Below are 24,982 nucleotides of genomic sequence, written 5' to 3' on the forward strand. Positions count from 1 at the left end.
ACTCCAAAAAAGTGATCCCGGCCGCCCGTCAGGGGGCAAGCTGGGCAATCCGCTGTTCGAGCCAGCTGGTCGAAGCCTCGCCCAGATTGCCGTGCAACTGGGCATTGCGATAGGCATCCAGCGCCCGCTGGCTGTGGCCCTGGCCATCTTCGGCCACGCCGAGTCCGAGCCACCAGCGGCCCTGATCCGGCTGCTGGCGCAATAATTTCACGTAAAGATCCGCCGCCTCGGCATGCTGACCCAGCTCCTGGCTGAGCCCGGCCCAGGTGGCGTAATAATCCAGATTGCTGGCCAGATCCGGTCGATGGCCGCTCAGCCAGCCGAGCGCCTTGAGCTGATCGCCGCCGCTGATGGCGAGCCGCGCCAGCAGCAGCCGGAAATCGGCCTGTTCGGGATCGAATCTGAGCCCCTCTTCCAGCAACTGGCTCGCCTCGCTCAGCCGACCCTCGCCGTACAGCAGGCCCGCCAGCTGTTCGCGCGCCCCCTGATTGCGCGGGTCGTGGGCCAGCACCTGATAGTAGTTGTCCTGGGCATCGCGCAGCTGCCCCTTGGCCATGGCGGTGGTGGCCTTGCGCTCGGCCAGGGTGGCCAGTTCGGCCTCGGAGAGGTTGACCGTCTCTATCTTGAGCACGCCAGGCTTGCGCGGCGCGGCCGCGGGGGCCTCCTGCTCCGCCGCGAGCTCGGCATAGAGGTCAGGTTGCAGCTCCTCGTCGCTCGGCCCCTCCTCATCGATGACGGCCACGTCGGCGTCATCGGCTGCGCGCTCCTGCGCCTGCTGCGGCTCGGCGGCAGGCGGGGCGGCAAGGTGGCGCGGGGTTGGCAGCGCCACCACCTGATCCACCGGCTCTTGTTCTGCACTGGCCGGCACCGCTGCGGGAACCGCGCGGGCGATGGCATCCGGTGTGAGCTCGCCGGCCGCCTGCAGCTGACGGGCCTCGACGACCCGCTGGCTCTGCTGCCAGTAGATCCAGGTACGCCAACCCAGAATGCCGAGCGCCAGCCCGCAGATCAGGGTCAACAGCAACATCCACCAACCCTGCTGGCGCACGGGTGGCACATAGACGGCCCCCTCGCCCCCCTGCTGGCGCTGCTCCAGATCCTTGAGCATCTGATTGATCACGCTCATTGCCAGACTCCATAGGCGAGGGCACAACCCAGCAGCAGCACGAGTGGCCACCAGCGTCGCGGCACGAAGCGGCGGGCATCGTCGGTGTCGCGCACGGCCAGCCGCACCAGCCGGCTGTCGATCTGGCGCGCCCCCTGGCCATAGGCCAGCATCAGGCACTTCTGTGCCAGTATGTTGATGAGTCGCGGAATGCCGCGCGACGCGCGCCACAGCAGGCGCAGCGCCCGGCCGCCAAACAGCGGGGCCCCGCGATAACCGGAAATCTGCAATCTGTGCTCCAGGTAGGCCCGGGTTTCATCGAAACGCAGCGGCCGCAGGCAGTAGGAGAAGCCGATCCGCTGGCGCAGCTGGCGCAGATGGGGCTTGGCCAGCCTGGCATCCAGCTCCGGCTGGCCGAACAGCACGATCTGCAGCAGCTTGCTCGATTCGGTCTCCAGGTTGCCGAACAGCCGGATCGCCTCCAGCGTCTCGTCCGGCAGTGCCTGCGCCTCGTCGATCAGCACCACCACCCGGCTCCCCTGCTGATGCAAGGCGATCAGGTGGCGATGGATGCGATCGGTCAGGTCCAGCTCGCTCTGATCCCGCACCGCCAGTCCCAGCTCCAGCGCCAGGGCGATACGCAGCTCGGCCGGGTTGAGATGGGGGTTGGGCAGCCAGGCCAGACGCACCGGCCGCTCCTCGGAGCCCAGTTCGCTCAGCAGCTTGCGGCAGAGCAGGGTCTTGCCGGTGCCGACCTCGCCGGTCACCTTGATGAAGCCCTCCCCCTGCGCCAGCGCCCAGTTGAGCACCTGCAGCGCCTCCTCGTGCGGGGGCAGCCCGTAATAGAAACCGGTGTTGGGGGTGAGGCCGAAGGGCGCCTCCTGCAAACCAAAGTGGTTCAGGTACATGGGCAATCCCCTGCCCTCTCTGCCAGGGAGCCCGTGATGGCCCCCGGCACGTGGTCAAACCGGTCCAGGATCATGACTCAGCCCTTGGGCGGATACCATTTGTCGAGCAGCTCGGAGGAGCGCTGCAGTTCGTTCTGCCAGGTGTCCTTCTCCACCACGGTCGGCTTGAGCAGGATCACCAGTTCCACCTTCTTGGTGCTTTCGCGACGGTTGGTGAAGGCCTCGCCGACCCAGGGAATGTCCCCCAGCAGCGGCACCTTGCTGACGATCTCCTGCTTGTCGGTCTTCATAAGGCCACCGATGACGATGATGTCGCCATTGTTGGCCTGCACCACGGTATCGGACTCGCGGATCGAGCTCTTGGCCAGCGGCAGTTGCAGCTTGCCGCCTGTGGTGCCCATGTCGATGGTCTTCTGTTGCTCTTCGGTGTCGATGACGGAGGGGTGGATATGCAGCAGCACCTTGCCCTCTTCGTCGATCTGCGGCGTCACGTCCAGCGCGATACCGGAGAAGAAGGGGGTCAGCTCCACATTGGGGGTCTTGTCGGACACCCCGGACGAGTTGGTGGTGATGGTGGTGGAGGCGTTGGTGACGAAATACTCGTCGGTCCCCACCTTGATCACCGCCTTCTGGTTGTTGGTCGCCGTCACCCGCGGGCTGGAGAGAGTATTCACGTCCCCCTGGGTCTTGAGCAGGTTGACCGCCACGTTGAAGTTGCCGTCAGAAATCTTGAAGCCGGCACCGCCGCCCAGGGCGCTGAAGATCTGGTTGGGGGTGGTGGGCAGTTTAGAAGGCGCGGCCGAACCACCGCCGGTAATGCCCTTGTTGCCATCCCAGCTGGCGGAAAGACCGCTCCAGTCCACACCCTGCTCGTAACCCTCGTTGAGGGCCACCTCCAAGATCCGCGCCTCCAGCACCACCTGACGCTTCAAGTGGCTCTCTGACTGATTGAGGAACTCGCGCACCGCCTTGAGCTCCTTCGGATAGGCCCGGATGGTCACCAGGCCCGCCTGCGGGCTGGTGATGACGGCGCGGCCGTCGCCGCTGCCGATTAAGGTCTGCAGGGTGTCGCGCAGATCGGTCCAGTAGTCGCTGCTGGTGTCGGTCTCGATGCGAGTGCCGTTGCTGTCGCTGTTCGAGCTGCCGTTAGAGGAGCGGTTGCTGGTGCTGTTGTTATTGGTGCTGTTGTTGGCATTGTCGAAGCTGTTGCTGTTGCCATTGTTGTCGTTGGCCGTCACCCCGCCGGTGCTGACCGAGGTGCGGGAGAGACCGCGCCGGGACATCATCAGGTAGTTGACCGGGATGGTCTCGGTGCGCAGCCCGGCCGGATAGACGTGGAACACGTTGCCCTTGCGCTGCACGTCGAAGCCGTACATGTCGCCCACCACCGCCAGCACTTCGGTCAGAGTCACGTCCTTGAGCTCGACCGAGATCTGGCCGGCCACCCCGGGGTGCACCGCCACGCTGTAGCGGGAGCCCTTGAACAGGGAGCCGAAAAACTCCACCGCATCTACGTCGTGGGCAGCAATGCGCAGCCGCGCTTCCGGCATGCTGATGGCCTGGGGCGGACGATTGAGCTGCAGCAGTTCGCTCTGTACCGACTTGGGTACGCTGGTCAGCGCCCCGCCCTTGTTCTGCTCGGTCATGGCATGCCTGAGTGCGTCCTTGGCCTGCACGGGTTCGGGGTGCCGGTAGCTAGTACAGCCTGCCGTCAGCACGGCGGCGGAGATCAGGCAGAGATGATGTTTTTTCATGTAATAAGTGCACCCTGACTTGCAATTAAACTCGACAAACCTGGCTCCGCCCATCCCGGGTGGAGCGCGTTCAGATCCGGACCTTGCTGGCAAACAGGGTCAGCGACTGGCGCTTGCCCCCCTTCTCCAGCACCACGGCATCTGCACCTATGGCCACCACGCGATAACCGTCGACCTGCTGGCCGACCCGATAACTGCTGCCGTTGAGCACCGCCAGTGCCGGGCCGTTGCCCAGCATGATGCTCTGCAGCCTGGGCAGACCGGCCTCGCGCTGGCCGGTTGCTCTGGCGCCGCTGGTCGCGCCGCTCAAAGGGGCGGTGGGGTCCTGCAACAGCTCGGGCTGCGCCTGGGCCAGCAGACTGAACAGACACGCCCACAGGGGAAACCATCTAGCCACGGATAAACTCCTTGCTGGTGCTGAGGGTGTAGATCTCCATCTCCACCACCGCCTTGGGATACTCCTGCACCTGGTAGTCAAACTGCTTCCAGTAGAAGTGGCGTGGCAGCCCCTCCAGCGCCTTGAGATACTGATACACATCGAAATAGCCGCCTTCCAGCTTGAGCCGGATGCCGTGCTTGAACAGGTTGATGCGCTGCTCGCCCGCCATCAGCGGCTCCGGCGTCAGCGAAGTGAGTGCCACCATGTGCAGATTGGCGGATCGCGACAGCAGGGCCTCCAGCACGGCCGGCATCTCGTGGGCCTGGATCAGATCCACCGTCTGGGCCTTGAGTTCGGCGTCCAGCTTGCCCAGCTCGCCATCCAGCTGTGCCAGCTGGGTACGCACGTGCAGATCCGGATCCCGCGCCAGTTTGGCCTGCTTGCCCTGGTTCTCGAGATCCATGATCTCCAGATCCCGCTGGGCAGTGCTCAGCGCCAGCCGCTCCTGCTCCAACCGCACCGCGGCCCCATCCAGCCAGCCATAAATGGCAACGGCGCCAACCACGACCACCCCGGTCAGCAGGATCAGTACTCGCTCGCGCTGGCTGAGGGCGGCGATCTTGTCGGCCCAGGCCTGCCACTGCTCTTTCAGGCTCATCAGGGCTTCTCCCGCTCGATGCCGCTGAGCTGGAAGGCCAGCCGGCCCTCCTTGTCACGGCTTAACGTCAGCTCACCAAACTGCTTGCCCGCCAGCGACGGGGTCTGCTTGAAACGGTTGACCCAGGCCGGCACATCCTGGCTGCGCCCGGCGAAGCCGGACAGGTTGACGTAGCCGTCGGCGATCTCGATCCGCTGCAAGGAGAGCTGCGGATCGCGAATGCGGGACAGATCGGCCATCAGCCCGGCATAGCCCTGGGATTTTTGCAGCGCCAGGCTGCCCAGCTGCCGCATCAAGCCCTGCTTGGCGGTCAGCTCCTCCTGCTTGGTGACAAGCTGTTGTTGCAGCAGGCCATCGGCCTGATGGCGGGCCAGCTCGGCATCCAGCCGCTGCGCCTCGCCACGCTTGATCTCCAGTGCAGCCCGCACCTGCACCAGCTCGCGCTCGACAGCGTGTTGCTGCCAGGCGATGACGCCGGCGGCGCACAGCAGCAACAGCACGCTGCCGCCCCATACCAGCGCCATCTGGTTGAGGCTGGCCCACTGCCGTCTGGGCCGAAACTCGGCGCCGTAGAGGTTGATCTGGCGTTTCATCAGGCATCCTCCCCCAGAGCAGCAGCATAAGCCGAGAGATATTCCACACCGGACAGGATCGCCTTGTTGGCCATGGCGGAGACGGCAAAGCCGAAGGTCTGCTCCATGTGGCGCACCAGGGTACCGATGAAGGGCGAGGCGATGGCGAGCTGCATCTGGCCGAGTTCCGGCAGCTTGAGCTGGCCCACCAGGTAATCGAGGGAGCGCTGGATCTCCAGCGCCAGCGAATCGAGCAGCATGGCGTCAGGCTCATGCTCGCCGGTGAGGGCGCCGAAACCGCGCAACTGGCGAGAGAAGCAGAGCCCCCCCTGATGGAACACCAGCAGTTGCAGATCCTGCCCCTTCGGCTGCCACAGCAGCATGCGCACCGTCTGATCCGGTTCGTACAGCGCGGTCATCGCCAGCTCGTCGCTGACGATGGCGTCCAGGCTGGCGATGCCGTTGACCGCATCCGCCAGCTGCTGCACCCGCACCTTGGGCACACAGATCACATTGATGCGCGGCCGGCCCGCCGGCGGGGTGGGCAGATCCACATAATCCATGGCGAGCTGCAGCACGGATTCACTGACATAATCCTTGATCGCCCAGGGCAGGGCACCGGCCATTTCGGCATCGGGGACGGCGGGCTTGTCGATCTGGACCTGTTGATAAAGGCTGGCGGCGAGGGCGACTCGCACCTTAGACTTGGCGAGGCCGTGGCGGCTGAACAGCTCGGCCATGGCCTGGGGCCACTCTTGCGGGCCATTGATGGCGCGGGTGGCGAAGATGGGCGGGTTGCCGAGCGAAGCCAGCATGATCCGATCGCTGGCCAGCAGGAGTCCTACCTGACGGCTGGGGGTCGAACGTCTGAAAAGTTGTTTCATTGAAACCCGTACCTGGCTGCCCAAAACGGATTAAACCTTAGCATAAACAGAGCATTAGCCTCCAGATAAATGACCGATTACTCATTGTCACCCCAATCACCCCCGATGGCGCTGCCGCCCCTGCCGCCCGCCCAGTTGCCCTCGCCGCTGCAAGCTGTCTCGCACCCGCTGTTGAGCGCCTATGGAGTCCAGCTCTGGTGCAAACGGGACGATCTGATCCACCCCGCCATCTCGGGCAACAAGTGGCGCAAGCTCAAGTACCACCTGCTGTATGCCAGAGAGCAGGGCAAGCGCCATCTGCTCTCGTTTGGCGGGGCCTACTCCAATCACATCCATGCCCTGGCGGCGGCGGGGTGCCAATCTGGCCTGCGCACTACCGGCATCATACGCGGGGAGCCGGAAGCCGTCAGCAACTGCACTCTGAGCGCTGCAAAAGGCTGGGGCATGGATCTCGTTTTTGTCGACCGCCAAAGCTACCGGCGGCGGCAGGAGCCCGCCTGGCTGGCCCAATTCGAGGATGAAGAGACCCTGATAGTGCCGGAAGGGGGCAGCAGCCCGCTGGCCATTCCCGGGGTGGCCGAGCTGGTCGATGAAGTGCCCTTCTCGCCGGATCTCTGGGTGCTGCCCTGTGCCAGCGGCGGCACCCTGGCCGGACTCATCGCCGGCAAGCGACCACCACAGCAGATCCTCGCCATCGCGGTGCTCAAGGGGGGCAGCTTCATTGCCGACGAGGTGCGTCGGCTCCATCCCGCCGCCGCCCACACGCCCGGCTGGCGGATCGCGCTGGATCACCACGACGGTGGCTATGCCAAATTCAGTCCGGCGCTCTGGCAGTGGGTGCAGGCCTTCAGCGCCGAGACGGGTCTGCCGCTGGAGCCCATCTACAGCGGCAAGGCGATGTGGGGGCTGTTTCGCGAGCTGGCGGCAGGCCGCATTCCGCGCGGCAGCAAGATCGTCTTCATCCACACCGGTGGCATGCAGGGGCTGGCGGGGCTGAGAGAGCAGGGGCGCCTGTGACTGCGGTCGGGCGCAATACCGGCGCTGAGCCACAAAAAGAGAGGGTCGCCCAGGCGACCCTCTCTTGCAACCATCAGGCGCCGGCCGGCTCCAGCACCAGCCGTTCCGGCTCGGCGAACCAGGGGCCCTGCCCGGCGTGCACCCCGAGGTGGCGCAGCATCTTCCACTCGTCGCCGCTCTCCACCCCCACGGCGATGACCCGGGTGCGGGTGTTGGCGCAGCCCCCCACCAGGCTGCGCACCGCCATCTGGTTGACCTGGCGGGTATGGATCTCGCGCACCAGGCTGGGGTGCAGCTTGAGGAAGTTGATCTCGAACTCCTTGATGTACTGGGTGCTCACCACATCCTGGCCGGCATGATCGATGGCCAGCTGGCAGCCCAGCATGCGCAGCGCCCGCAGCGGCCGCTTGAGCGCCTCGTAGTGGCGGGTGACCTGAGCCTCGGAGAGTTGCAGGATCAAGCGCTCGTTGGTGCTGCGCGGCAGCTGGAACAGATCGAAGAACAGCCAGCGCTGAAACTCCCGGTGCAGCAGGCTCTGGGCACAGAGGGTCAGGCTGATGGGGCAGCTCTGTTCGGAGCGCTGGCGCAACAGGCCGAGGGTCTGCTCCGCCACCAGCCGATCCAGCGGAAGCAACAGCCCCGCCTTCTCCGCCATCGGCATGAAGACGCCAGCCTGCAGCTCCCGCCCCTGCTCGTCGTGGATCCGGATCAGCAGATCCTGCTGCAATACCACCTGATCCCGCTCCTGCTGCACCGGTTGCACATAAAAATCGATGCCGTGTTCCTCGATGCGCCGGCCGATCAGGGTACGCCAGCGCACCGTGCCCTTGCTGCTCTGCTCCTCGTCCAGCTGTTTCTCGTAGAGGAACCAGCCGGTGTGGCCCTGCAGCCGCGCGCTCTTGAGCGCCAGCTCCGCCTCCTCCTGCACCTTGAGCAGGGAATCCTCGGCCTGATAACAGACCGCGCCGAGATAGACGGCGGTGTCTGGATTGACCGCCTCGGGCCAGTGCAGTCGCTGCAGGCTCTTGTGCAGCTGGCCGGCGCCATCCACCATCTCGCTTTCCGACATGTTGGGCAGCAGCACGGCAAACACCTGGCCGGCATAACGGGCCTGCAGGGCACCGTTGTGCTTGCGCACGAAGGCGGCGATGGAGGCGCTCGCCTCCATCAGCAGATCCTGGCTCTGGCGGCCGTTCAGCTCGGGATCCAGCTCCTCCAGGCCGGCCAGCTCGATCAGCAGTACGCCGCCGCTCATCACGCTCGCCTCCATGATGGCGCTCTCCAGCCGGTTGTCGAAGAACAGCCGGTTGCCGATGCCGGTCATCTTGTCGACGAAGGCGTTGCTGCGGATGAAGTTGTCGAAGCGGCTGCGCTCCTTGCGGGCATCCGCCAGCTCGGCCAGCAGATAGTCGAGGGCCTGGCTGGCCGGCTGCGGCCACTCGTCGGCCGGATCATGGGCCAGCTTGGTGAGCTTGTTGTCGAGGATCAGCTGGGCGCGCTCTGCCAGCAGCTCGGCCCCCCGCAACTGCAACCGCAGCCAGCGGATGGAGTACCAGAGGCCGAATACCACGATGAAGACGCCGAGGGAGATGCCGGACATCGCCTTGATGGAGTACTCGAACTCCTTGAACGGCCGCTCCAGCTTGAAGTCGGCCTGCATGCCCGGCTGATGGGGCATGGGCTGGTGATAGGGGATCAGCAGGCTCTCGTCGGTCGGCTGCTGCACGTCGCGAAACCAGTAGATCCGCTGCTTCTCCTGGCGGATCTCCAGCTCCACCACGTGGGCCGAGCGCAGCAGGGTCGGCAGCCAGCGGGTGAGATCCTGATGATCGTCGGCCACCTCCAGCTGCTTGTCGATGATCTCGACCAGCGAGTTGACCTTCTTCTGTTGCATCTCCATGCCCAGCTCACGAAAGCTGAACACCCCGCCAAGCAGCACCATGGCCATGGCCGCAATGACACACAGGGTAATAAACGAGACAAGCTGAGTGGTCAGTTTCATGTGCCTTTCCGTATGCCCGACAACATCCATGTGGCTTCATCGTATCAGCCAACCTCGAAGCGCGCCTATGGACGAAGATCCCGCTTCTGGAATTAAGCGGGCGAGCATACCCAAACCGGTACGAGAACACCAAGCCCCGGGCGGGGTGACGGCCAAAAAATGACGGATGACGAGAAGAAACGGGAGGGAACTCAGCGCACTGGCTGAACGGCGGGCAGAAAAATGGTCCCACAAAGGGGACCAAAAGAAACACTCATATCAAAACTAACACTCTGTGCTACTGACAAAAAAACAGATACAGGAGTATTGAACACACGGTGAGTCAAACCGCACGGCTACTCTAGCCACTTCAGATAAGCTGGACAATTGTCATTTATGACAGGTCAGCGATTGAATCTTCAGCAGCCGATTTTATAAAACCATTATTTATCAGCAGATTATAAATTCACTGCACAAGTGTGATCGGTTCCGCTCAAATCGATTCAGCTAATGCACTATGATGATGCCACCCATATGCATCCCATCCGCACATCAGGCAGGTGCACCTTGCGACCCATCTCCCCCCTCTGGCTCAGCCTGCTGCTGTTCTGCCTGCCCCTGCTGGCCAGTCTGCCCATCAGTCAGCTGCTCGGCGGCCCGCTGGCCCGTCAGTTGCTGCAAGATAAGAAGATGGAGGTCGAGACCGCGCTGGCGGAACGCCACCGTCTGCTGGACAACAACATCCGCCATCAGCTGACCCGCTTCCAGTTTGATTGCGGACGTCAGGACATGGCCCTGCTGCGGGATCCCCGTTACTACAACAGCCATATCCGCATCCAGGGGATCCTACTCGCCAGCGGTGGTGGCTGTTCCAGTCTGGGACTGGATCTGCCCTTCACCCCGGCCGAACTGCCGCCCTACGCCAATCAGGAGCAGTTCGGGATCGCCGCCACCCAGGCCCGCTTCCACACCGAGCAGGAGCTGGTCGCCTACTACCGCACCGGCGGCAACATCGTCTACTGGGTGCTGAACAACAGCTGGAGCCATGCCTTGTTGCAGACCCCTTGCACCAACTGCTTCTATCTGGAGTTCGGCCAGCAGCAGCCGGGAGCATCAAGCCCGATCTTTCCCCGCGGCGACAGCGCCATCAAGCAGGAGGAGGGCAGCCAGAGCCTGAGCTTTTTCGACCCCAATCAGGAGATCAGACAGACCCTGTGGGCGGGCGAGGCGCTCGAGCGCTACGCCCAGCAGCAGGCCCGCCACTACGGGCTCTGGGGCGGCGCGGCGGTCGGGGCCCTGCTGGTCACCGCCTACTGGGGGCTGCGCAACTACCGGCGTTCGCTCAAGGGGTTGCTGCAGGCCGGGCTGGCACGGCGGGAGTTCGTGCCTTTCTATCAGCCCGTGGTCGACAGCCGCAGCCAGCAGGTGGTGGGCTTCGAGGCGCTGCTGCGCTGGCAGCGGGGCGGCGGCCTGATCCCGCCCGGCGCCTTCATCGACTATGCAGAGGAGCAGCAGCTGATCCTGCCGATGACCAGCCAGCTGCTGGAAAAGGTGATCGCGGACCTGCCCAGACTCGCCCCCGGCCAGTGGGTCAGCGTCAACATAGTGGCCGCCCATCTCGAGCACCCGCACCTGCGCAACCTGCTGCTGCTGCACGGCTGGCCCTCCCCCGCCCAGCTCACCTTCGAGCTGACCGAGCGCAAGCCCATCACCGACATCGAGACCGCGATCGCAGAGATCGGCGCCCTGCAGCAGCAGGGCTACCACTTCAAGCTGGATGACTTCGGCACCGGTTACGGCGGCTTCGCCTACCTGCAGCGACTCGGCATCCGCCAGATCAAGATCGACAAGATGTTCGTCGACACCATAGGCACCGACGACCTCAAGCGCAGCGTGCTGGATGCCACCATCGCCTTCGGCCGCGAATCGGGCATGGAGATGATCGCCGAAGGGGTCGAGCGTCAGTCTCAAGTGGATTATCTAGGCCAACGCGGCGTCCACCTGATCCAGGGCTATGTCTATGCACAGCCCATGGCGCTGACCAAGCTGAAGATCTGGCTGCTGGCCTGGTATCAGAACCACACGGGTGAGCGCTGATCCACACTGCCGAGACCGGCCGCTCATATCTTGCAACAAAATGAGCAACAAAATGATTTTCCCTTGAGCGGACAACTCCCTTTATCATGAACAGGCGCGCCACCTCGTGTGGCGCCGCCACCCTGTTCCTTACCCGTCGGCTCACGCCGCCCTGATGATGAGAACCATTGCCTATGAAGTCATTTATCCGGCAAGAGATTGCCCTGCCCGTTGGCCTGCTCACCCTGCTCTTTTTCAAGACGCTCGGCAGCGACCTGCTGACAGAGGCCACTCCGCTCGGGATTTATCTTCCTGTCTCGGCGGTGCTGCTTGCCATTGTCACCTGGGCCATCTTCTCGGTGGTGCGCCACTCGGATGCCCTTGCCATCAAGCTTGGCGAGCCTTTTGGCACCCTTATCCTCACCCTGTCGGTCATCTCGCTGGAAGTGGTGATGATCTCCTCGGTCATGCTGACCGGTGAACCCAATCCGGTGATGGCCCGCGACACCATGTTTGCCGTGGTCATGCTGGTGACCAACGGCCTGGTGGGCTTCACCCTGCTGTTCGGCGGCTGGCGCTACCACACCCAGAGCTTCAATCTGGACGGGGTCAAATCCTATCTGGTGGCCATCATTCCGCTGGCGCTGCTCTGCCTGGTGCTGCCCAACTTCACCGAAGGGGGCAACATCGGCAGCATGTCGAGCGCCATGTCCTGGATGCTCATCATCATCTCGGTGCTGCTCTACGGCGTCTTCCTGCTGATCCAGACTCGCAGCCACAGCCACTTCTTCATCGACAGCGATCACGAAGATTACGAAGAGCACCACGGCCCGCTGCAGAGCAACGTCTACCACACCCTGTTGCTGCTCGCCTATCTGGTGGTGGTGATCCTGCTGGCCAAGACCCTGGCTATTCCCATCAACCACGGGGTCAAGGTACTGGCGGCGCCGCCGGCGCTGGGTGGCTTCATCGTCGCCTGTATCGTGCTGGCCCCCGAAGCGGTCGGCGCCATCAAGGCGGCCTTCAACAACCAGCTGCAGCGGGCCATGAACCTCTACTTCGGCTCGGTACTGGCCACCATCGCCCTCACCGTGCCTGCGGTGCTGTTCATCGGTGCCATGCTGGGGCAGGAGGTGCGCCTGGGCCTCTCCGCCGCCGACATGGTACTGCTGTTCACCACCCTCATGGTGTGCAAGGTGACCTTCAGCAGCGGCCGCACCAATGTGCTGCACGGGGCCACTCACCTAGTGCTGTTCGTGGTGTACCTGTTCCTGATGTTCGAGCACGAATAACCGCGTTCAACCAACGTCAGAAACGCAAAGACCGCCCGATTGGGCGGTCTTTTGTTATCTGCTCCGGGATCTCACGGACGCCAAAGAAGCGGCTTCCCCCTCATCCCCTACCCTTCTCCCGCCAGGGGAGAAGGGGGAGCAAGGCTTACAGGCTCGGCAGCACGCCGGCCGGGAGCAGGTCGTTGTAGCTGGCGCGGCCCAGCAGGGCGGCGGCCGCCTCGATATCCGGCGCGAAGTACCTGTCCTTGTCGTAGAAGCTGACCTCTTCCCGCAGCCGGCCCTTGGCCAGCTCGATGAGCTCGGTGCTGCGCAGGGGAGCACGAAAATCCAGCCCTTGCGCTGCCGCCAGCAGTTCCACCGCCAGAATGCCGCGGGTGTTCTCGGCCATGTCCGCCAGTCGACGGCCGGCGAAGGTGGCCATGGAGACATGATCCTCCTGGTTGGCAGACGTCGGCAGGCTGTCCACCGAGGCCGGATGGGCCAGCGTCTTGTTCTCGGAGGCGAGCGCCGCCGAGGTGACCTGGGCGATCATGAAACCGGAGTTGACGCCGCCGTTGTTGACCAGGAAGGCCGGCAGACCGGACATCCGCGAGTCGATCAGCAGCGCCATGCGCCGCTCGGACAGCGACCCGATCTCGGCGATGGCCAGCGCCAGGTTGTCAGCGGCGAAGGCCACGGGTTCTGCGTGGAAATTGCCGCCGGAGAGGATGTCTTCATCCTCGGCAAACACCAGCGGGTTGTCGGAGACCGCGTTGGCCTCGCACACCAGCACCTCGGCCGCCTGGCGGATCTGGGTCAGGCAGGCGCCCATCACCTGCGGCTGGCAGCGCAGGGAGTAGGGATCCTGCACCTTCTCGCAGTTGTGATGGGACATGCCGATCTCGCTGCCATCCACCAGCAGGTGGCGATAGCAGGCGGCCGCATCGATCTGGCCACGCTGACCGCGCACCGCGTGGATCCGCGCATCGAACGGCCGGCGGCTGCCAAGGGCCGCCTCCACGCTCATGGCACCTATGGTGATGGCACCGGCGTAGAGATCCTCGGCATGGAACAAGCCTTCCAGCGCAAAGGCGGTGCTCGCCTGGGTGCCGTTGAGCAGGGCCAGCCCCTCTTTCGGTGCCAGCGCGATGGGCTCGAGCCCGGCAATCTTCAGGGCCGTGGCGGCGTCGATGAGCTCGCCAGCGTGGCGGGCCTTGCCCTCCCCGATCAGCAGACAGCTCATGTGGGCCAGCGGCGCCAGATCGCCGGAGGCGCCGACGGAGCCCTTCTTCGGCACCACAGGATAGACTTCGGCGTTGATCAGCCGCATCAGGGCCTCCAGCACCACCAGCCGGATGCCGGAGAAGCCGCGCGCCAGCGAGTTGAGCTTGAGCACCATCATCAGCCGTACGGTGGCGTCATCCATGTACTCACCAATCCCTGCTGCGTGGGACAGCACGATGGAGCGCTGCAGCTCGTCCAGCTGCTCCACCGGAATGCGGGTGTTGGCCAACAGGCCAAAGCCGGTGTTGATGCCATACACCACCCGATTTTGCTCGATCACCTTGGTGACTACGGCGGCGGAGGCGTGGATCCCCGCCAGCGCGGCGGGATCCAGTGAAACGTGTACCGGCTCGCGGCTGACGCGGCGCAGGGTGGCAAGATCCAGCTCGCCCGGGGTAATAGTCAATTCAAACATGGTGTTACACCTTTCCTTTGACACCGTTGGCGCCGTCAATCATCGGCAGATCCAGTTTCGCCTCGTGGGCGCAGTTGATGGCAATCTCGTAGCCAGCGTCGGCGTGACGCATCACCCCGGTGGCCGGGTCGTTGCGCAGCACCCGACCGACCCGCTTGGCGGCGTCATCGGAGCCATCACAGACGATCACCACGCCGGAGTGCTGGGAGAAGCCCATGCCGACCCCGCCACCGTGGTGTAGGGAGACCCAGGTCGCGCCGCCGGCCGTGTTGAGCAGGGCGTTGAGCAACGGCCAGTCGGAGACGGCATCGGAGCCATCCATCATTGACTCGGTCTCGCGGTTCGGGCTCGCCACCGAGCCGGAATCCAGGTGATCGCGGCCGATGACGATGGGCGCTTTCAGCTCGCCATTCTTGACCATCTCGTTGAAGGCCAGGCCGAGGCGTACCCGATCCTTGACCCCGACCCAGCAGATCCGCGCCGGCAGGCCCTGGAAGGCAATGCGCTCGCGGGCCATGTCGAGCCAGTTGTGCAGGTGAGGATCATCGGGGATCAACTCCTTCACCTTCTGGTCAGTCTTGTAGATATCTTCCGGATCGCCGGAGAGCGCCACCCAGCGGAACGGGCCAATGCCCTCGCAGAACAGCGGGCGAATGTAGGCCGGGACGAAGCCGGGGAAGTCGAAGGCGTTTTTCACCCCCTCCTCCAGCGCCATCTGGCGGATGTTGTTGCCGTAATCCAGGGTCGCGGCACCGCGGCTTTGCAGGATCAGCATGGCTTCCACCTGCCGAGCCATGGAGTGGCGGGCGGCGACGTTCACCTCCTGGGGAGCGGATTTTTGCAGCGCGCGCCACTGGGCCACGCTCCAGCCCTGCGGCAGGTAGCCATGCACCGGGTCGTGGGCAGAGGTCTGGTCGGTCACCACGTCCGGGGTAATGCCACGGGCCACCAGCTCGGCGAACACGTCGGCGGCGTTGCCGAGCAGACCGACGGAGACGGCGCTGCCGCTCTGCCTGGCCTCTTCGATCATGGCCAGCGCCTCATCCAGGCTGTGGGCCTTCTTGTCCACATAGCGAGTACGCAGACGAAAATCGATGCGGGTCTCGTCGCACTCCACCGCGATCATCGAGAAGCCGGCCATGGTGGCGGCCAGCGGCTGGGCGCCACCCATGCCGCCGAGCCCGCCGGTCAGGATCCAGCGCCCCTTGGGTTCGCCGTTGAAGTGCTGGTTGGCCACCGCGAAGAAGGTTTCGTAGGTGCCCTGCACGATCCCCTGCGTACCAATGTAGATCCAGGAGCCGGCGGTCATCTGGCCGTACATCATCAGGCCCTTCTTATCGAGCTCGTTGAAGTGCTCCCAGTTGGCCCAGTGCGGCACCAGGTTGGAGTTGGCAATCAGCACTCGCGGTGCGTCCTTGTGGGTCTGGAACACCCCGACCGGCTTGCCGGATTGCACCAGCAGAGTCTGATCCTCCTCGAGCCGGGTCAGCACCTCAACGATCTTGTCGAAGCAGGCCCAGTTGCGGGCGGCGCGGCCGATGCCGCCATACACCACCAGCGACTGAGGATGCTCGGCCACCTCGGGATCCAGGTTGTTCATCAGCATCCGCAGCGGCGCTTCGGTGAGCCAGCTCTTGGCGGTCAGCGTGGTGCCGCGCGGGGCGCGGATCACGCGATTGGGATCGTGGCGGGGATCCTGGTGTTGCTGGGACATATACACTCCTTGTTTATCGATGCAGCAGGGTGGCGGCCGGCCGGTGGCAGACCGCTACTTGGTTAACTGATGGACCAGCCGCGCAGCCACGCGGGCACTGCGGTTGTCCTGATCCAGACTCGGGTTGTATTCGGCCAGATCGGCGAGCCGCAGCTTGCCGCTGGCCCGGATATGGGCGATCAGGGGTTCGATGACTGCCAGCTCCACGCCGCGGGCCGCGGGGGCACTCACTCCCGGCATCACGGCCGCCGGCAGCACGTCGAGATCGATAGTCAGATAGAGGTGATCGCAGCGGGCGATAAAGGCATCCAGCCCGCTGAGCAAGGCCGGCAGCTCGGCCGGCGTCATCGCCTCGTCCAGCACGTGCCACACCCCCAGCGCCTCGGCGCGCGCGAACAGCGCCTGGGTATTGGCGGTCTCGGCCACCCCGAGGCAGGCGTAGGTAAAGGGCGTGCCCTGGGCGGCGCACTGCTCGGCAATCTGGAAGAAGGGGGTGCCGGAGCTCGCCTGCTCCAGCTTCATGCGCAGGTCAAAGTGGGCGTCGAAGTTGATGATGCCGACCCGGCCACGACCAGCCAGATGCAGGTTGAGGCCGCTCCAGCTGCCGAAGGCCACCTCGTGGCCACCGCCCAATACCAGCGGGAAGTGCCCCTCGTCCAGCAAGCGGGCCACCCGTTCGGCCAGACGGCCGTGGGCGGCATCGAGATCGCCATCCTCGCAGTTCACGTCACCGCAGTCATAGACGGGCCGACCCAGATGCCAGGCGCTGTTGGCCAGCAGCTTGCGCACCGCCAGCGGCGCACCGGCGGCCCCGACCCGCCCCTTGTTGCGGCGCACCCCCTCGTCACAGGCAAAACCCACCAGGGCTACGCCCGGGGCGGCGCGGCCTGCTTGTGGCCAGGGTTGCACCTTGTCGTGCCAGCGCAGGGCCAGCTCGCCATCTTCCGGATCCTGGCGCCCCTGCCAGACCGACATGTCGACCGGGTTGAACTTATCCATGGAGCGTCTCCTCGCCGTTGACCACCCGGCTCACCAGCTGATCGACGCCGATGAGGTAGCTGAGCTCTGCCGGATGGCCGCAGTTCCAGACCAGGAAGTCCGCCAGCATGCCGACCCTGAGCTGCCCCAGCTGCTCCTGCTCGCCAAGCGCCCGGGCGGCGTGGCGGGTCACCCCGGCCATGGCCTCCACCGGGGTCAGGCCGAACAGGGTGCAAGCCATGTTCATGGCCATCCGCAGCGAGACGATGGGGGCCGTGCCCGGGTTGATGTCGGAGGAGACCGCCATCGGCACCCCCGCCTTGCGCAGCGCGGCGACCGGAGGCAGCTTGGTCTCCTTGAGGAAGTAGAAGGCGGTGGGCAGCAGGGTGGCCACCACGCCGCGGTGGGCCAGCGCCTGGATCCCTTCCGGATCCAGGTACTCCAGGTGATCCACCGAGAGGGCGCCGAAGTTGGCGGCCAGCGTGCTGCCGCCCAGGTTGGAGAGCTGATCCATGTGCCCTTTCACCGCCAGACCGTATTGATCTGCCGCCAGATAGACCTGTTCGGTCTGGGCCAGCGAGAAGCCGATGTGTTCACAGAAGACGTCCACCGCATCGGCCAGGCCCGCCTCGGCGGCGGCCGGGATGATCTCCTGACAGATGGTCTCGACCCAGGAGTCGGGATCGTCGCGATACTCCGGCGGCACCGCATGAGCCGCCAGCAGGGTGGTCTTGACCCGGATCGGCAGCGCCTCCCCCAGTCGGCGGGCGACCCGCAGCATCTTGAGCTCGTCTTCCAGGGTGAGGCCGTAGCCGGACTTGATCTCCACCGTGGTGACCCCTTCGCGGATCAGGGATTTCACCCTCGGCAGCGCCAGCTCAAACAGTTGATCCTCACTGGCGGCGCGGGTGGCGCGCACCGTGCTGATGATGCCGCCGCCCTTGCGGGCGATCTCCGCATAGGGCACCCCTTTCTGGCGCAGTTCGAACTCTTCGGCACGGCTGCCGGCGAAGATGAGGTGGGTGTGGCAATCGATGAGGCCGGGGGTGACCAGCTTGCCCTTCATGTCCTGCCAATGGGCGGGATAGGGGCCCTTGAGATCCTGCATCGGCACCAGGGCGTGGATCCGCCCCTCGTGAACGCCGAGGGCATGGGGTTCCAGCAGACCGTAGTCGGCCAGATCGGAGCGCAGGGTGGCGGGTGTCACGTTGAGCCAGACCCGCTCGCAGTTCAACAGTTCCTTGTTCATACCGACCTCTAAATGTATATACATTAACTTATATCCGATCTCTGACGGGAAAGAAAGGATCAAGTTCACATCTTGATAACAGCGTGTTCATTAGAGCTTAAACACAAAAAAGCCCGCCAGAGGCGGGCTTTGTCAAAAACAATATGTATATACAATCAACTGAGGCTGGTCTTGGAGCTCAACTTGTAGCGGGAGCCCGGCGAGAGCAAACGGGCATAGGAGACCAGATAACCATCGGACCAGGTACGCCGATGCAGCAGCAGGCAGGGGGTGTCGACCCGCACCTGTAACAAGCCGGCTTCGCCGGCACTTGGCAGCACCGCCTCCACCACGTGCTCCATCTCGGAGAGGGGGCAGACCTCCATCAGATAACGGTTGGGGGTCTGGCTGGCAAAATCCTGCTCGCCATACGCCGGCAGCCGCTCGGCATCGACAAAGCGCTCTTCCAGTTGCAGCGGCTCACCATCGGCCTGATGGACGATGAGACTGTGGAAGATGGGGGCGCCGACCCGCAGGCCCAGCTGCACCGCCACCTTCTCGTCGGCGGCCTGACGCTGCAGCCGGATCACCCGGCCGCTGTACTCGCTGCCCCGCTCGGCGATCTCGTCGGCGATATTGCGAATGGCCAGCAGCGGCGATTCGGTGCGCCTGTCCGCCACGAAGCTGCCGGAGCCGGCGGTGCGCACCAGCCAGCCCTCGGCCACCAGCTCGCGCAGCGCCTTGTTGACCGTCATCCGGCTCACGGCGAACTGCTCGCACAGGGCTGCCTCGGTCGGGATCCGGTCGCCCGCCTGATAGTGGCGTTCGCGGATCCCATCCAGGATGTGCTGCTTGATCTGCAGATAGAGGGCCGGTGCCAACGGGATGCTCCTCAGCGACGGCGGTGGGGCGGACGCATGTCCGGCCAGGCGCGATAGACGTCCGGGATCTGCTCGGGCCCGCTGATGCAGAGATCGAGATCGTGCAGCAGACCGTCCTTGATGCCGTAGATCCAGCCGTGTACCGCCAGCTCCTGCCCCTTGCGCCAGGCGTTCTGGATGATGGTGGTGTGACAGACGTTGGCCACCTGCTCGGCCACGTTCAGCTCGCACAGGTAGTCGAAGCGCTCGTGCTCATCCTCGATGGCATCCAGCTGCTCGCGATACTTGAAGTAGACATCCTTGATGTTGCGCAGCCAGTTGTCGATAAGCCCCAGCTCCTGGTTCTGCATCGCCGCCTTGACGCCGCCGCAGCCATAGTGGCCGCAGACGATGATGTGCTTCACCTTGAGCACCTCGACCGCGTATTGCAGCACCGAGAGGCAGTTGAAGTCGGTGTGTACCACCAGGTTGGCGACGTTGCGGTGGACGAACACGTCCCCCGGCAGCAGCCCCATCAGCTGGTTGGCGGGTACCCGGCTGTCGGAGCAGCCGATCCAGAGGTATTCGGGGGCCTGCTGGGCGGAGAGGGTAGCAAAGAATTCGGGATCCTCGGCCTTGATCCGTTCCGCCCACTCGCGGTTGTTGGTAAACAAGTCGTTCAAGAGTTTCACTATCTGCTCTCCCTACTGTGGCAGTGGCGGCAACATACCATACACAAGGGTAACCAAGGCAAGGCCGACCAGATCCCCGCCAAACAAAAACAGGGCCATCAGGCCCTGTTTTTGTGGGAGGAAGCATCAGGCTTCCATGGCATCTTTCAGCTTCTTGAGGGCGTTTTTCTCAAGCTGACGCACCCGCTCGGCGGAGACGCCGTAGGTATCGGCCAACTCCTGCAGGGTGGTCTTGCTGTCATCATCGAGCCAGCGGGCACGGATGATGTGCTGGCTGCGCTCGTCCAGGGTAGCCAGGGCCGAGCTCAGGCGACGGGTCGCGTGATCGTCCCAGTTGTCGTTCTCGATGGTCGCGGCCAGATCGGAGGATTTGTCCTCCAGATAGTGAACCGGTGCGAAACCGCCCTCTTCTTCATCATCGCCGACCAGATCGAACGCCTGATCGTAGTTGCTCATGCGCGCTTCCATCTCGGTGACGTCGGCGGCGGAGACGCCGAGGTCGGCAGCCACTGCCTGCACCTCTTCGTGGTTCAGCCAGCCCAGACGTTTCTTGGATTTGCGCAGATTGAAGAACAGCTTGCGCTGGGCCTTGGTGGTCGCCACCTTGACCATGCGCCAGTTGCGCAGAACGTATTCGTGAATTTCGGCCTTGATCCAGTGCACAGCAAAGGAGACCAGGCGCACGCCGACACTCGGGTCGAAGCGCTTGACCGCCTTCATCAGGCCGATGTTGCCTTCCTGCACCAGGTCGGCCTGGGGCAGACCGTAGCCGGCATAACTCTTGGCGACATGAACGACAAAGCGCAGGTGCGACATAACGAGCTGACGGGCAGCCTCGAGATCGCCACCCTGCTGCAAACGCTCAGCCAGTTCACGCTCTTCCTCTGCGCTCAGCACCGGAATCGAGTTTACTGCCTGGATATAGCCTTCCAGACTACCTTGCGGAATCAGAGCCATAGTGCGCTGCAATGAAGTTCCCATGTTCTACCTCTTACTTTTCAATCGAATCAGTCTAACACCCTGAGAGGGCCTGTCTACTGACCGGACGCCATTCTGCGGCCTGCATCAAACATGCTGAACATGTTTGAACCGGGGTTATCTTAGGCCGGCAGGATGAATCATGAATGAACAGTCAAAAAAAGGGGGTCACAATAAAGGACCCCCGAAAAGTAGCATGCTAAGTCCATTGTTGCGGAGCTCGCAACCTTCACATGCTTGCCAAGTCAGACGAGCAAGGCATAGGGGCCACACCCGTATAAATTCTTCAGCATTTGTAGACTGCTTATAAATCAGAAGGTTCACAGGATCCAGAGAAGATCCCGAAGATCGGCAATGTTCAGATTACTCCCAGAACGGCGGCCGTGCCAGAAACGGCCACTCTTTTACTTGATCCAGGTCGCAAAATCCAGCGCTTTAAAACGCTGATAAATTAATCAGGACGGTTCGATGTCGCGAATGTGACGATGGACCGAAAACCAGGAGGCAATCAGCCCCAGCAAGGCGCCCAGCAGGATCAGGTTGATCCCGTCCACCGCCCCCATCCCCACCAGCCGGAAGTTGCTGTTGTAGAGGCCGGCCAGCTCCTTCACCACCCCCTCGCTCCAGATCACCATCACCTCGGTCAACCACCAGGCCAGCATGCCGCCGATGACCCCGAACCAGATGCCGGTATAAAGGAAGGGACGATGAATGAAAGCATCGGTCGCCCCCACCAGCTTGAGCACCTCGATCTCGGAACGCTGGTTGAGAATATTCAGCCTGAGCGTGTTGCCGACGATCAGCAGCACGGCGGAGAGCAGCAGCACAGCGATGCCGGTGATGGTGTGACGCAGCAGGTTCATGATCCCCTGCAGCCGGGTCAGCCACTGCAGATCCAGCTTGCCCTGTTCCACCCCGTCTTCGTTGTTGAGCTTGTTGAGCAGCTCGGCCGCCCCTTCCGGGTTCTGCCAGCGCGGATCCGGGATCACGCTCAGCACCGGCGGCAGCGGGTTGCTGTCGAGGTAATCGAGCGCATCGCCAAACCCGGAGATCTCGCGAAACTCCTTGAGCGCCTCATCCCGGCTCATGTAGGTGACCGACTCCACCTCCGGGTAGAGCAGGATCCGCTGCTTCATGTCGAGGATGTTCTGCTCGGGCAGATCCTTGCGCAGATAGAGGGAGATCTGGGAGCTGGTCTGCCAGCTGCCCTCCACCACCTCGGCGTTTTTCAGCAGCACGTGGAAACAGGAGGGCAGCGCCAGGCTGACCCCCAGCACCGCCAGCGTCATCAGCGAGGCGAGCGGGTTGCGCCACAGCTCCCCCAGGCTGGAAAAAGCCTGCCGGGCGTGGTCGACCCAGTACATCATGAAGCGCCGTAGCGGTGGCTGTTTATGGCGAACGATAGCCATCAGAGCTCCTCCCCTGCCGAATACATGCGACCCGCCTTGAGGGTCAGGGTGCGATAGCGCATGCGGGCGATCAGCCCCAGATCGTGGGTGGCAATCAGCACGGAAACGCCGAAGCGGTTGAACTCTTCGAACAGTCGCATGATGTCCATGGAGAGCTGGGGATCCAGGTTGCCGGTCGGCTCATCCGCCAGCAGCAGCGGCGGCTTGTTGACGATGGCGCGGGCGATGCCGACCCGCTGCTGTTCACCGCCGGAGAGCATGCGCGGCTGGTAGCGTTCCTTGCCGAGCAACCCGACCTTGTCGAGCGCCGCCGCTACCCGTTTGTTGATGTCCGCATGGCTGTAGCCGTCGATCACCAGCGGCAACGCCACGTTGTCGAACACGGTGCGGTCCATCAGCAGCCGGTGATCCTGGAAGATCATGCCGATCTGGCGGCGCACGTAGGGGATCTCCCCCCGCTTGATATGGCTGACGTCGTCGCCATGAAAGAAAACACGGCCGTCGGTGGGCCGTTCCATCACGCTGATGAGTTTGAGGAGGGTACTCTTGCCTGCACCCGAGTGCCCGGTCAGGAAGGCCATCTCCCCCTTGCGCAGGTGAAAACTGACCTTCTGCAGCGCCTGATGGCCGCCGCTGTAGACCTTGCTGACCTTGTCAAAACGGATCATAACGGTTCCCTGACAGTGACCAACCCCGACCTGGGTCGGGGTTGGGGGCGCACGACTCGCGGCGCCCGAGCTTGCTCATCGCGAAGGAGATCACTCCTCGCGACTGAAAAGCGCCTCGATGAAGTCGTTGGCGACGAACGGACGCAGATCGTCGATCCCCTCGCCCACCCCGATGTAGCGGATCGGGATCTGGAACTTGTCGGCCACCGCGAAGATGACACCGCCCTTGGCAGTACCGTCCAGCTTGGTGAGGGTGATGCCGGTCAGGCCCACCGCCTCGCTGAACAGCTTGGCCTGGCTCAGGGCGTTCTGGCCGGTGCCGGCGTCCAGAGTCAGCATGATCTCGTGGGGCGCCGCATCGTCCAGCTTCTTCATCACCCGCACCACCTTCTTGAGCTCTTCCATCAGGTTGCTCTTGTTCTGCAGGCGGCCGGCGGTGTCGGCGATCAATACGTCGGCGCCACGGGAGCGGGCTGCCTCGATGGCGTCATAAATGACGGAGGCGGAGTCGGCGCCGGTGTGCTGGGCAATCACCGGAATGTTGTTGCGCTGACCCCACACCTGCAGCTGCTCGACGGCGGCGGCACGGAAGGTATCGCCGGCGGCCAGCATCACACTCTTGCCTTCGGCCTGGAACTGCTTGGCCAGCTTGCCGATGGTGGTGGTCTTGCCGACACCGTTCACGCCTACCATCAGGATCACGTAGGGTTTCTTGCTGGTGTCGATCACCAGTGGCTGCTCGACCTTGGCCAGCATCTCGCCCATGTCCTGCTTGAGCAGGCCGTAGAGCGCCTCGGCATCCTTGAGCTGCTTGCGATCCGCATGCTGCACCAGCCCCTCGATGATGCGGCTGGTGGTATCGACGCCGAGATCGGCGGTCAGCAGCTGGGTCTCCAGCTCTTCAAACAGCTCGTCATCGATCTTCTTGCCACGGAACAGGCCGAAGAAACCGGAGCCGATATTCTCCCGGGTACGCACCAGACTGCGCTTGAGGCGGGCGAAGAAACCCTCCCGTTGCGGCTTCTCCTGGGTGTCGTCATCCACCTTGGCGGCCAGCGGCAGGGCTGCCAGGGCAGCGGCCTCAGCCTCCATCGCGGCGACCAGGCGCAGATCTTCCGCTCGCTGGGCCTCTTTGGCGAGACGGACTTCCTCGGCAGCCTGGGCTTCGGCGGCAATACGCGCCTCTTCTGCGGCGCGGGCTTCGGCAGCAATACGAGCTTCTTCTGCGGCACGGGCCTCGGCAGCAATACGCGCTTCTTCTGCGGCGCGGGCCTCTGCGGCAATGCGAGCCTCTTCCATAGCGCGGGCTTCGGCAGCAATGCGCGCCTCTTCCGTAGCGCGGGCTTCGGCAGCAATACGCGCCTCTTCCGCAGCACGGGCTTCGGCGGCAATACGGGCCTCCTCTGCAGCCTGAGCTTCAGCAGCAATACGAGCCTCTTTTGCGGCACGGGCCTCGGCAGCAACACGAGCTTCTTCTGCGGCGCGAGCTTCGGCGGTAATACGGGCCTCTTCTGCGGCAAGGGCTTCAGCAGCAATGCGAGCCTCTTCTGCGGCACGGGCCTCGGCGGCAATGCGAGCCTCTTCTGCGGCACGGGCCTCGGCGGCAATACGCGCTTCTTCTACGGCGCGAGCCTCGGCGGCAATGCGAGTCTCTTCTGCAGCGCGGGCTTCGGCGGCAATACGAACTTCTTGCGCCGCCTTGAGCTCGGCAGCAACACGGGCAGCCTCTTGAGACTGCGCTTTCGCAGCGGCACGCTCCTCTTCGGCCAGCAGGGCTTCATTGACGATCACCGGCTCCAGATCGGAGGCACACTCCTCCACCACCAGCGGACCATGGTCGTCCAGCTCGGCAGGTGGGCAGCAATCATCGTGCAAAACAGAATTCTGTGCGCTGGCGGGCACTTCAGCCGCCACGGCAGGCGTAGGATCGGAAACGGGAGCGGGGGCAGCAGCGACCTCGGGCTCAGCGGTAATCGGGGTGGCTTGCGGTGTCTGTGGTTGGACAGCCTCAGCCTCTTCTTTCTTGCGGCCGAAACCCAGCCAGGAAAACAAACCTTTTGCCATCTAAAAATACTCACATCAAAGGCTGACTGCTAAGATAGCCGTCCCTCGGCGGGTCGGCATAAAAATGAACCGCCTTATACTACCACT

21 protein-coding genes are annotated in these 24,982 nt (G+C 63.8%); 3 read left to right on the top strand and 18 right to left on the bottom strand.

The genetic code is table 11. The features are described 5' to 3' along the window. Positions 1 to 28 precede the first annotated feature (28 nt). From mshN to mshI, 7 genes are all read right to left on the bottom strand, one after another. Positions 29 to 1,126, bottom strand: a complete 1,098-nt coding sequence (gene mshN, locus PG900_RS11235) for an MSHA fimbrial biogenesis protein MshN (protein ID WP_270801618.1) — start codon at positions 1,124 to 1,126, stop codon at positions 29 to 31. Next, positions 1,123 to 2,013, bottom strand: a complete 891-nt coding sequence (mshM, locus tag PG900_RS11240; protein ID WP_017408807.1) for an MSHA fimbrial biogenesis protein MshM — start codon at positions 2,011 to 2,013, stop codon at positions 1,123 to 1,125. The genes mshN and mshM overlap by 4 nt, the downstream gene beginning before the upstream one ends. Positions 2,014 to 2,090: 77 nt before the next feature. Then, the gene (gene mshL / locus PG900_RS11245) at positions 2,091 to 3,767 is read right to left on the bottom strand and encodes a pilus (MSHA type) biogenesis protein MshL (protein WP_252450523.1); all 1,677 of its coding nucleotides are present in this window, start codon (positions 3,765 to 3,767) and stop codon (positions 2,091 to 2,093) included. 70 nt (positions 3,768 to 3,837) lie between these two features. Next, entirely contained in the window at positions 3,838 to 4,164 is a 327-nt protein-coding gene (gene mshK, locus PG900_RS11250; protein ID WP_166464002.1) for an MSHA fimbrial biogenesis protein MshK, read from the bottom strand. Continuing rightward, positions 4,157 to 4,804, bottom strand: coding sequence for an MSHA fimbrial biogenesis protein MshJ (mshJ, locus tag PG900_RS11255; RefSeq protein ID WP_011704364.1), 648 nt, complete (start codon positions 4,802 to 4,804; stop codon positions 4,157 to 4,159). The genes mshK and mshJ overlap by 8 nt, the downstream gene beginning before the upstream one ends. After that, on the bottom strand, positions 4,804 to 5,397 hold the full coding sequence (gene mshI1 / locus PG900_RS11260; protein WP_045528781.1) for an MSHA fimbrial biogenesis protein MshI1: 594 nt from the start codon (positions 5,395 to 5,397) through the stop codon (positions 4,804 to 4,806). The genes mshJ and mshI1 overlap by 1 nt, the downstream gene beginning before the upstream one ends. Then, positions 5,397 to 6,260, bottom strand: coding sequence for an MSHA fimbrial biogenesis protein MshI (mshI, locus tag PG900_RS11265; protein ID WP_270801624.1), 864 nt, complete (start codon positions 6,258 to 6,260; stop codon positions 5,397 to 5,399). Before mshI ends, mshI1 begins: the two co-directional genes overlap by 1 nt. A gap of 69 nt (positions 6,261 to 6,329) precedes the next feature. On the opposite strand from mshI, the gene PG900_RS11270 reads away from it, so the two are divergent. After that, positions 6,330 to 7,277: a 1-aminocyclopropane-1-carboxylate deaminase/D-cysteine desulfhydrase gene (locus PG900_RS11270; protein WP_408771059.1), complete on the top strand. Its 948-nt coding sequence runs from the start codon at positions 6,330 to 6,332 to the stop codon at positions 7,275 to 7,277. Positions 7,278 to 7,350: 73 nt separating this feature from the next. On the opposite strand, the gene PG900_RS11275 is transcribed toward PG900_RS11270, so the two are convergent. Further along, a complete protein-coding gene (locus PG900_RS11275) occupies positions 7,351 to 9,279 on the bottom strand; it encodes an RNase E specificity factor CsrD (protein WP_270801628.1) in 1,929 nt (642 codons plus the stop codon). Between the two features lie 546 nt (positions 9,280 to 9,825). Here PG900_RS11275 and PG900_RS11280 point away from each other — a divergent pair. After that, the gene (locus tag PG900_RS11280; RefSeq protein ID WP_270801630.1) at positions 9,826 to 11,355 is read left to right on the top strand and encodes an EAL domain-containing protein; all 1,530 of its coding nucleotides are present in this window, start codon (positions 9,826 to 9,828) and stop codon (positions 11,353 to 11,355) included. 173 nt (positions 11,356 to 11,528) lie between these two features. Next, positions 11,529 to 12,626 carry a calcium:proton antiporter gene (locus tag PG900_RS11285; RefSeq protein ID WP_017408799.1) on the top strand — a complete coding sequence of 366 codons (1,098 nt, stop codon included), beginning with the start codon at positions 11,529 to 11,531 and terminating at the stop codon, positions 12,624 to 12,626. Between the two features lie 145 nt (positions 12,627 to 12,771). On the opposite strand, the gene hutH is transcribed toward PG900_RS11285, so the two are convergent. The 10 genes from hutH to ftsY all read right to left on the bottom strand — a co-directional run bounded on the left by hutH (position 12,772) and on the right by ftsY (position 24,895). Further along, positions 12,772 to 14,304, bottom strand: a complete 1,533-nt coding sequence (gene hutH, locus PG900_RS11290) for a histidine ammonia-lyase (RefSeq protein ID WP_011704356.1) — start codon at positions 14,302 to 14,304, stop codon at positions 12,772 to 12,774. Between the two features lie 4 nt (positions 14,305 to 14,308). Then, a complete protein-coding gene (gene hutU, locus PG900_RS11295; protein ID WP_270801633.1) occupies positions 14,309 to 16,018 on the bottom strand; it encodes a urocanate hydratase in 1,710 nt (569 codons plus the stop codon). A 54-nt stretch (positions 16,019 to 16,072) separates the two neighbouring features. Further along, positions 16,073 to 17,017: a formimidoylglutamase gene (gene hutG / locus PG900_RS11300; protein ID WP_270801636.1), complete on the bottom strand. Its 945-nt coding sequence runs from the start codon at positions 17,015 to 17,017 to the stop codon at positions 16,073 to 16,075. After that, positions 17,010 to 18,245: an imidazolonepropionase gene (hutI, locus tag PG900_RS11305; RefSeq protein WP_041216115.1), complete on the bottom strand. Its 1,236-nt coding sequence runs from the start codon at positions 18,243 to 18,245 to the stop codon at positions 17,010 to 17,012. The genes hutG and hutI overlap by 8 nt, the downstream gene beginning before the upstream one ends. A 155-nt stretch (positions 18,246 to 18,400) precedes the next feature. Then, positions 18,401 to 19,105: a histidine utilization repressor gene (hutC, locus tag PG900_RS11310; RefSeq protein WP_017408794.1), complete on the bottom strand. Its 705-nt coding sequence runs from the start codon at positions 19,103 to 19,105 to the stop codon at positions 18,401 to 18,403. Positions 19,106 to 19,116: 11 nt separating this feature from the next. Next, the gene (can, locus tag PG900_RS11315; protein ID WP_005308055.1) at positions 19,117 to 19,776 is read right to left on the bottom strand and encodes a carbonate dehydratase; all 660 of its coding nucleotides are present in this window, start codon (positions 19,774 to 19,776) and stop codon (positions 19,117 to 19,119) included. Positions 19,777 to 19,902: 126 nt separating this feature from the next. Continuing rightward, positions 19,903 to 20,757, bottom strand: coding sequence for an RNA polymerase sigma factor RpoH (gene rpoH, locus PG900_RS11320; protein ID WP_016349143.1), 855 nt, complete (start codon positions 20,755 to 20,757; stop codon positions 19,903 to 19,905). A gap of 452 nt (positions 20,758 to 21,209) precedes the next feature. Next, positions 21,210 to 22,163, bottom strand: a complete 954-nt coding sequence (gene ftsX, locus PG900_RS11325; protein ID WP_011704350.1) for a permease-like cell division protein FtsX — start codon at positions 22,161 to 22,163, stop codon at positions 21,210 to 21,212. After that, positions 22,163 to 22,831, bottom strand: coding sequence for a cell division ATP-binding protein FtsE (gene ftsE, locus PG900_RS11330; RefSeq protein WP_011704349.1), 669 nt, complete (start codon positions 22,829 to 22,831; stop codon positions 22,163 to 22,165). Before ftsE ends, ftsX begins: the two co-directional genes overlap by 1 nt. A gap of 90 nt (positions 22,832 to 22,921) precedes the next feature. Continuing rightward, the gene (gene ftsY / locus PG900_RS11335; protein WP_270801638.1) at positions 22,922 to 24,895 is read right to left on the bottom strand and encodes a signal recognition particle-docking protein FtsY; all 1,974 of its coding nucleotides are present in this window, start codon (positions 24,893 to 24,895) and stop codon (positions 22,922 to 22,924) included. Positions 24,896 to 24,982 lie beyond the last annotated feature (87 nt).

Source organism: Aeromonas sp. QDB03, assembly GCF_027707985.1.
In the GTDB taxonomy this organism is placed as follows: Bacteria; Pseudomonadota; Gammaproteobacteria; order Enterobacterales; family Aeromonadaceae; genus Aeromonas; species Aeromonas hydrophila.

Excerpts from the sequence above, each read along its gene's own strand:
- mshN (WP_270801618.1), bottom strand. The coding sequence starts at position 1,126 with ATGAGCGTGATCAATCAGATGCTCAAGGATCTGGAGCAGCGCCAGCAG.
- mshM (WP_017408807.1), bottom strand. The coding sequence starts at position 2,013 with ATGTACCTGAACCACTTTGGTTTGCAGGAGGCGCCCTTCGGCCTCACC.
- mshL (WP_252450523.1), bottom strand. The coding sequence starts at position 3,767 with ATGAAAAAACATCATCTCTGCCTGATCTCCGCCGCCGTGCTGACGGCA.
- mshJ (WP_011704364.1), bottom strand. The coding sequence starts at position 4,804 with ATGAGCCTGAAAGAGCAGTGGCAGGCCTGGGCCGACAAGATCGCCGCC.
- mshI1 (WP_045528781.1), bottom strand. The coding sequence starts at position 5,397 with ATGAAACGCCAGATCAACCTCTACGGCGCCGAGTTTCGGCCCAGACGG.
- mshI (WP_270801624.1), bottom strand. The coding sequence starts at position 6,260 with ATGAAACAACTTTTCAGACGTTCGACCCCCAGCCGTCAGGTAGGACTC.
- PG900_RS11270 (WP_408771059.1), top strand. The coding sequence starts at position 6,330 with ATGACCGATTACTCATTGTCACCCCAATCACCCCCGATGGCGCTGCCG.
- PG900_RS11275 (WP_270801628.1), bottom strand. The coding sequence starts at position 9,279 with ATGAAACTGACCACTCAGCTTGTCTCGTTTATTACCCTGTGTGTCATT.
- PG900_RS11285 (WP_017408799.1), top strand. The coding sequence starts at position 11,529 with ATGAAGTCATTTATCCGGCAAGAGATTGCCCTGCCCGTTGGCCTGCTC.
- hutH (WP_011704356.1), bottom strand. The coding sequence starts at position 14,304 with ATGTTTGAATTGACTATTACCCCGGGCGAGCTGGATCTTGCCACCCTG.
- hutU (WP_270801633.1), bottom strand. The coding sequence starts at position 16,018 with ATGTCCCAGCAACACCAGGATCCCCGCCACGATCCCAATCGCGTGATC.
- hutG (WP_270801636.1), bottom strand. The coding sequence starts at position 17,017 with ATGGATAAGTTCAACCCGGTCGACATGTCGGTCTGGCAGGGGCGCCAG.
- hutI (WP_041216115.1), bottom strand. The coding sequence starts at position 18,245 with ATGAACAAGGAACTGTTGAACTGCGAGCGGGTCTGGCTCAACGTGACA.
- rpoH (WP_016349143.1), bottom strand. The coding sequence starts at position 20,757 with ATGGGAACTTCATTGCAGCGCACTATGGCTCTGATTCCGCAAGGTAGT.
- ftsX (WP_011704350.1), bottom strand. The coding sequence starts at position 22,163 with ATGGCTATCGTTCGCCATAAACAGCCACCGCTACGGCGCTTCATGATG.
- ftsE (WP_011704349.1), bottom strand. The coding sequence starts at position 22,831 with ATGATCCGTTTTGACAAGGTCAGCAAGGTCTACAGCGGCGGCCATCAG.
- ftsY (WP_270801638.1), bottom strand. The coding sequence starts at position 24,895 with ATGGCAAAAGGTTTGTTTTCCTGGCTGGGTTTCGGCCGCAAGAAAGAA.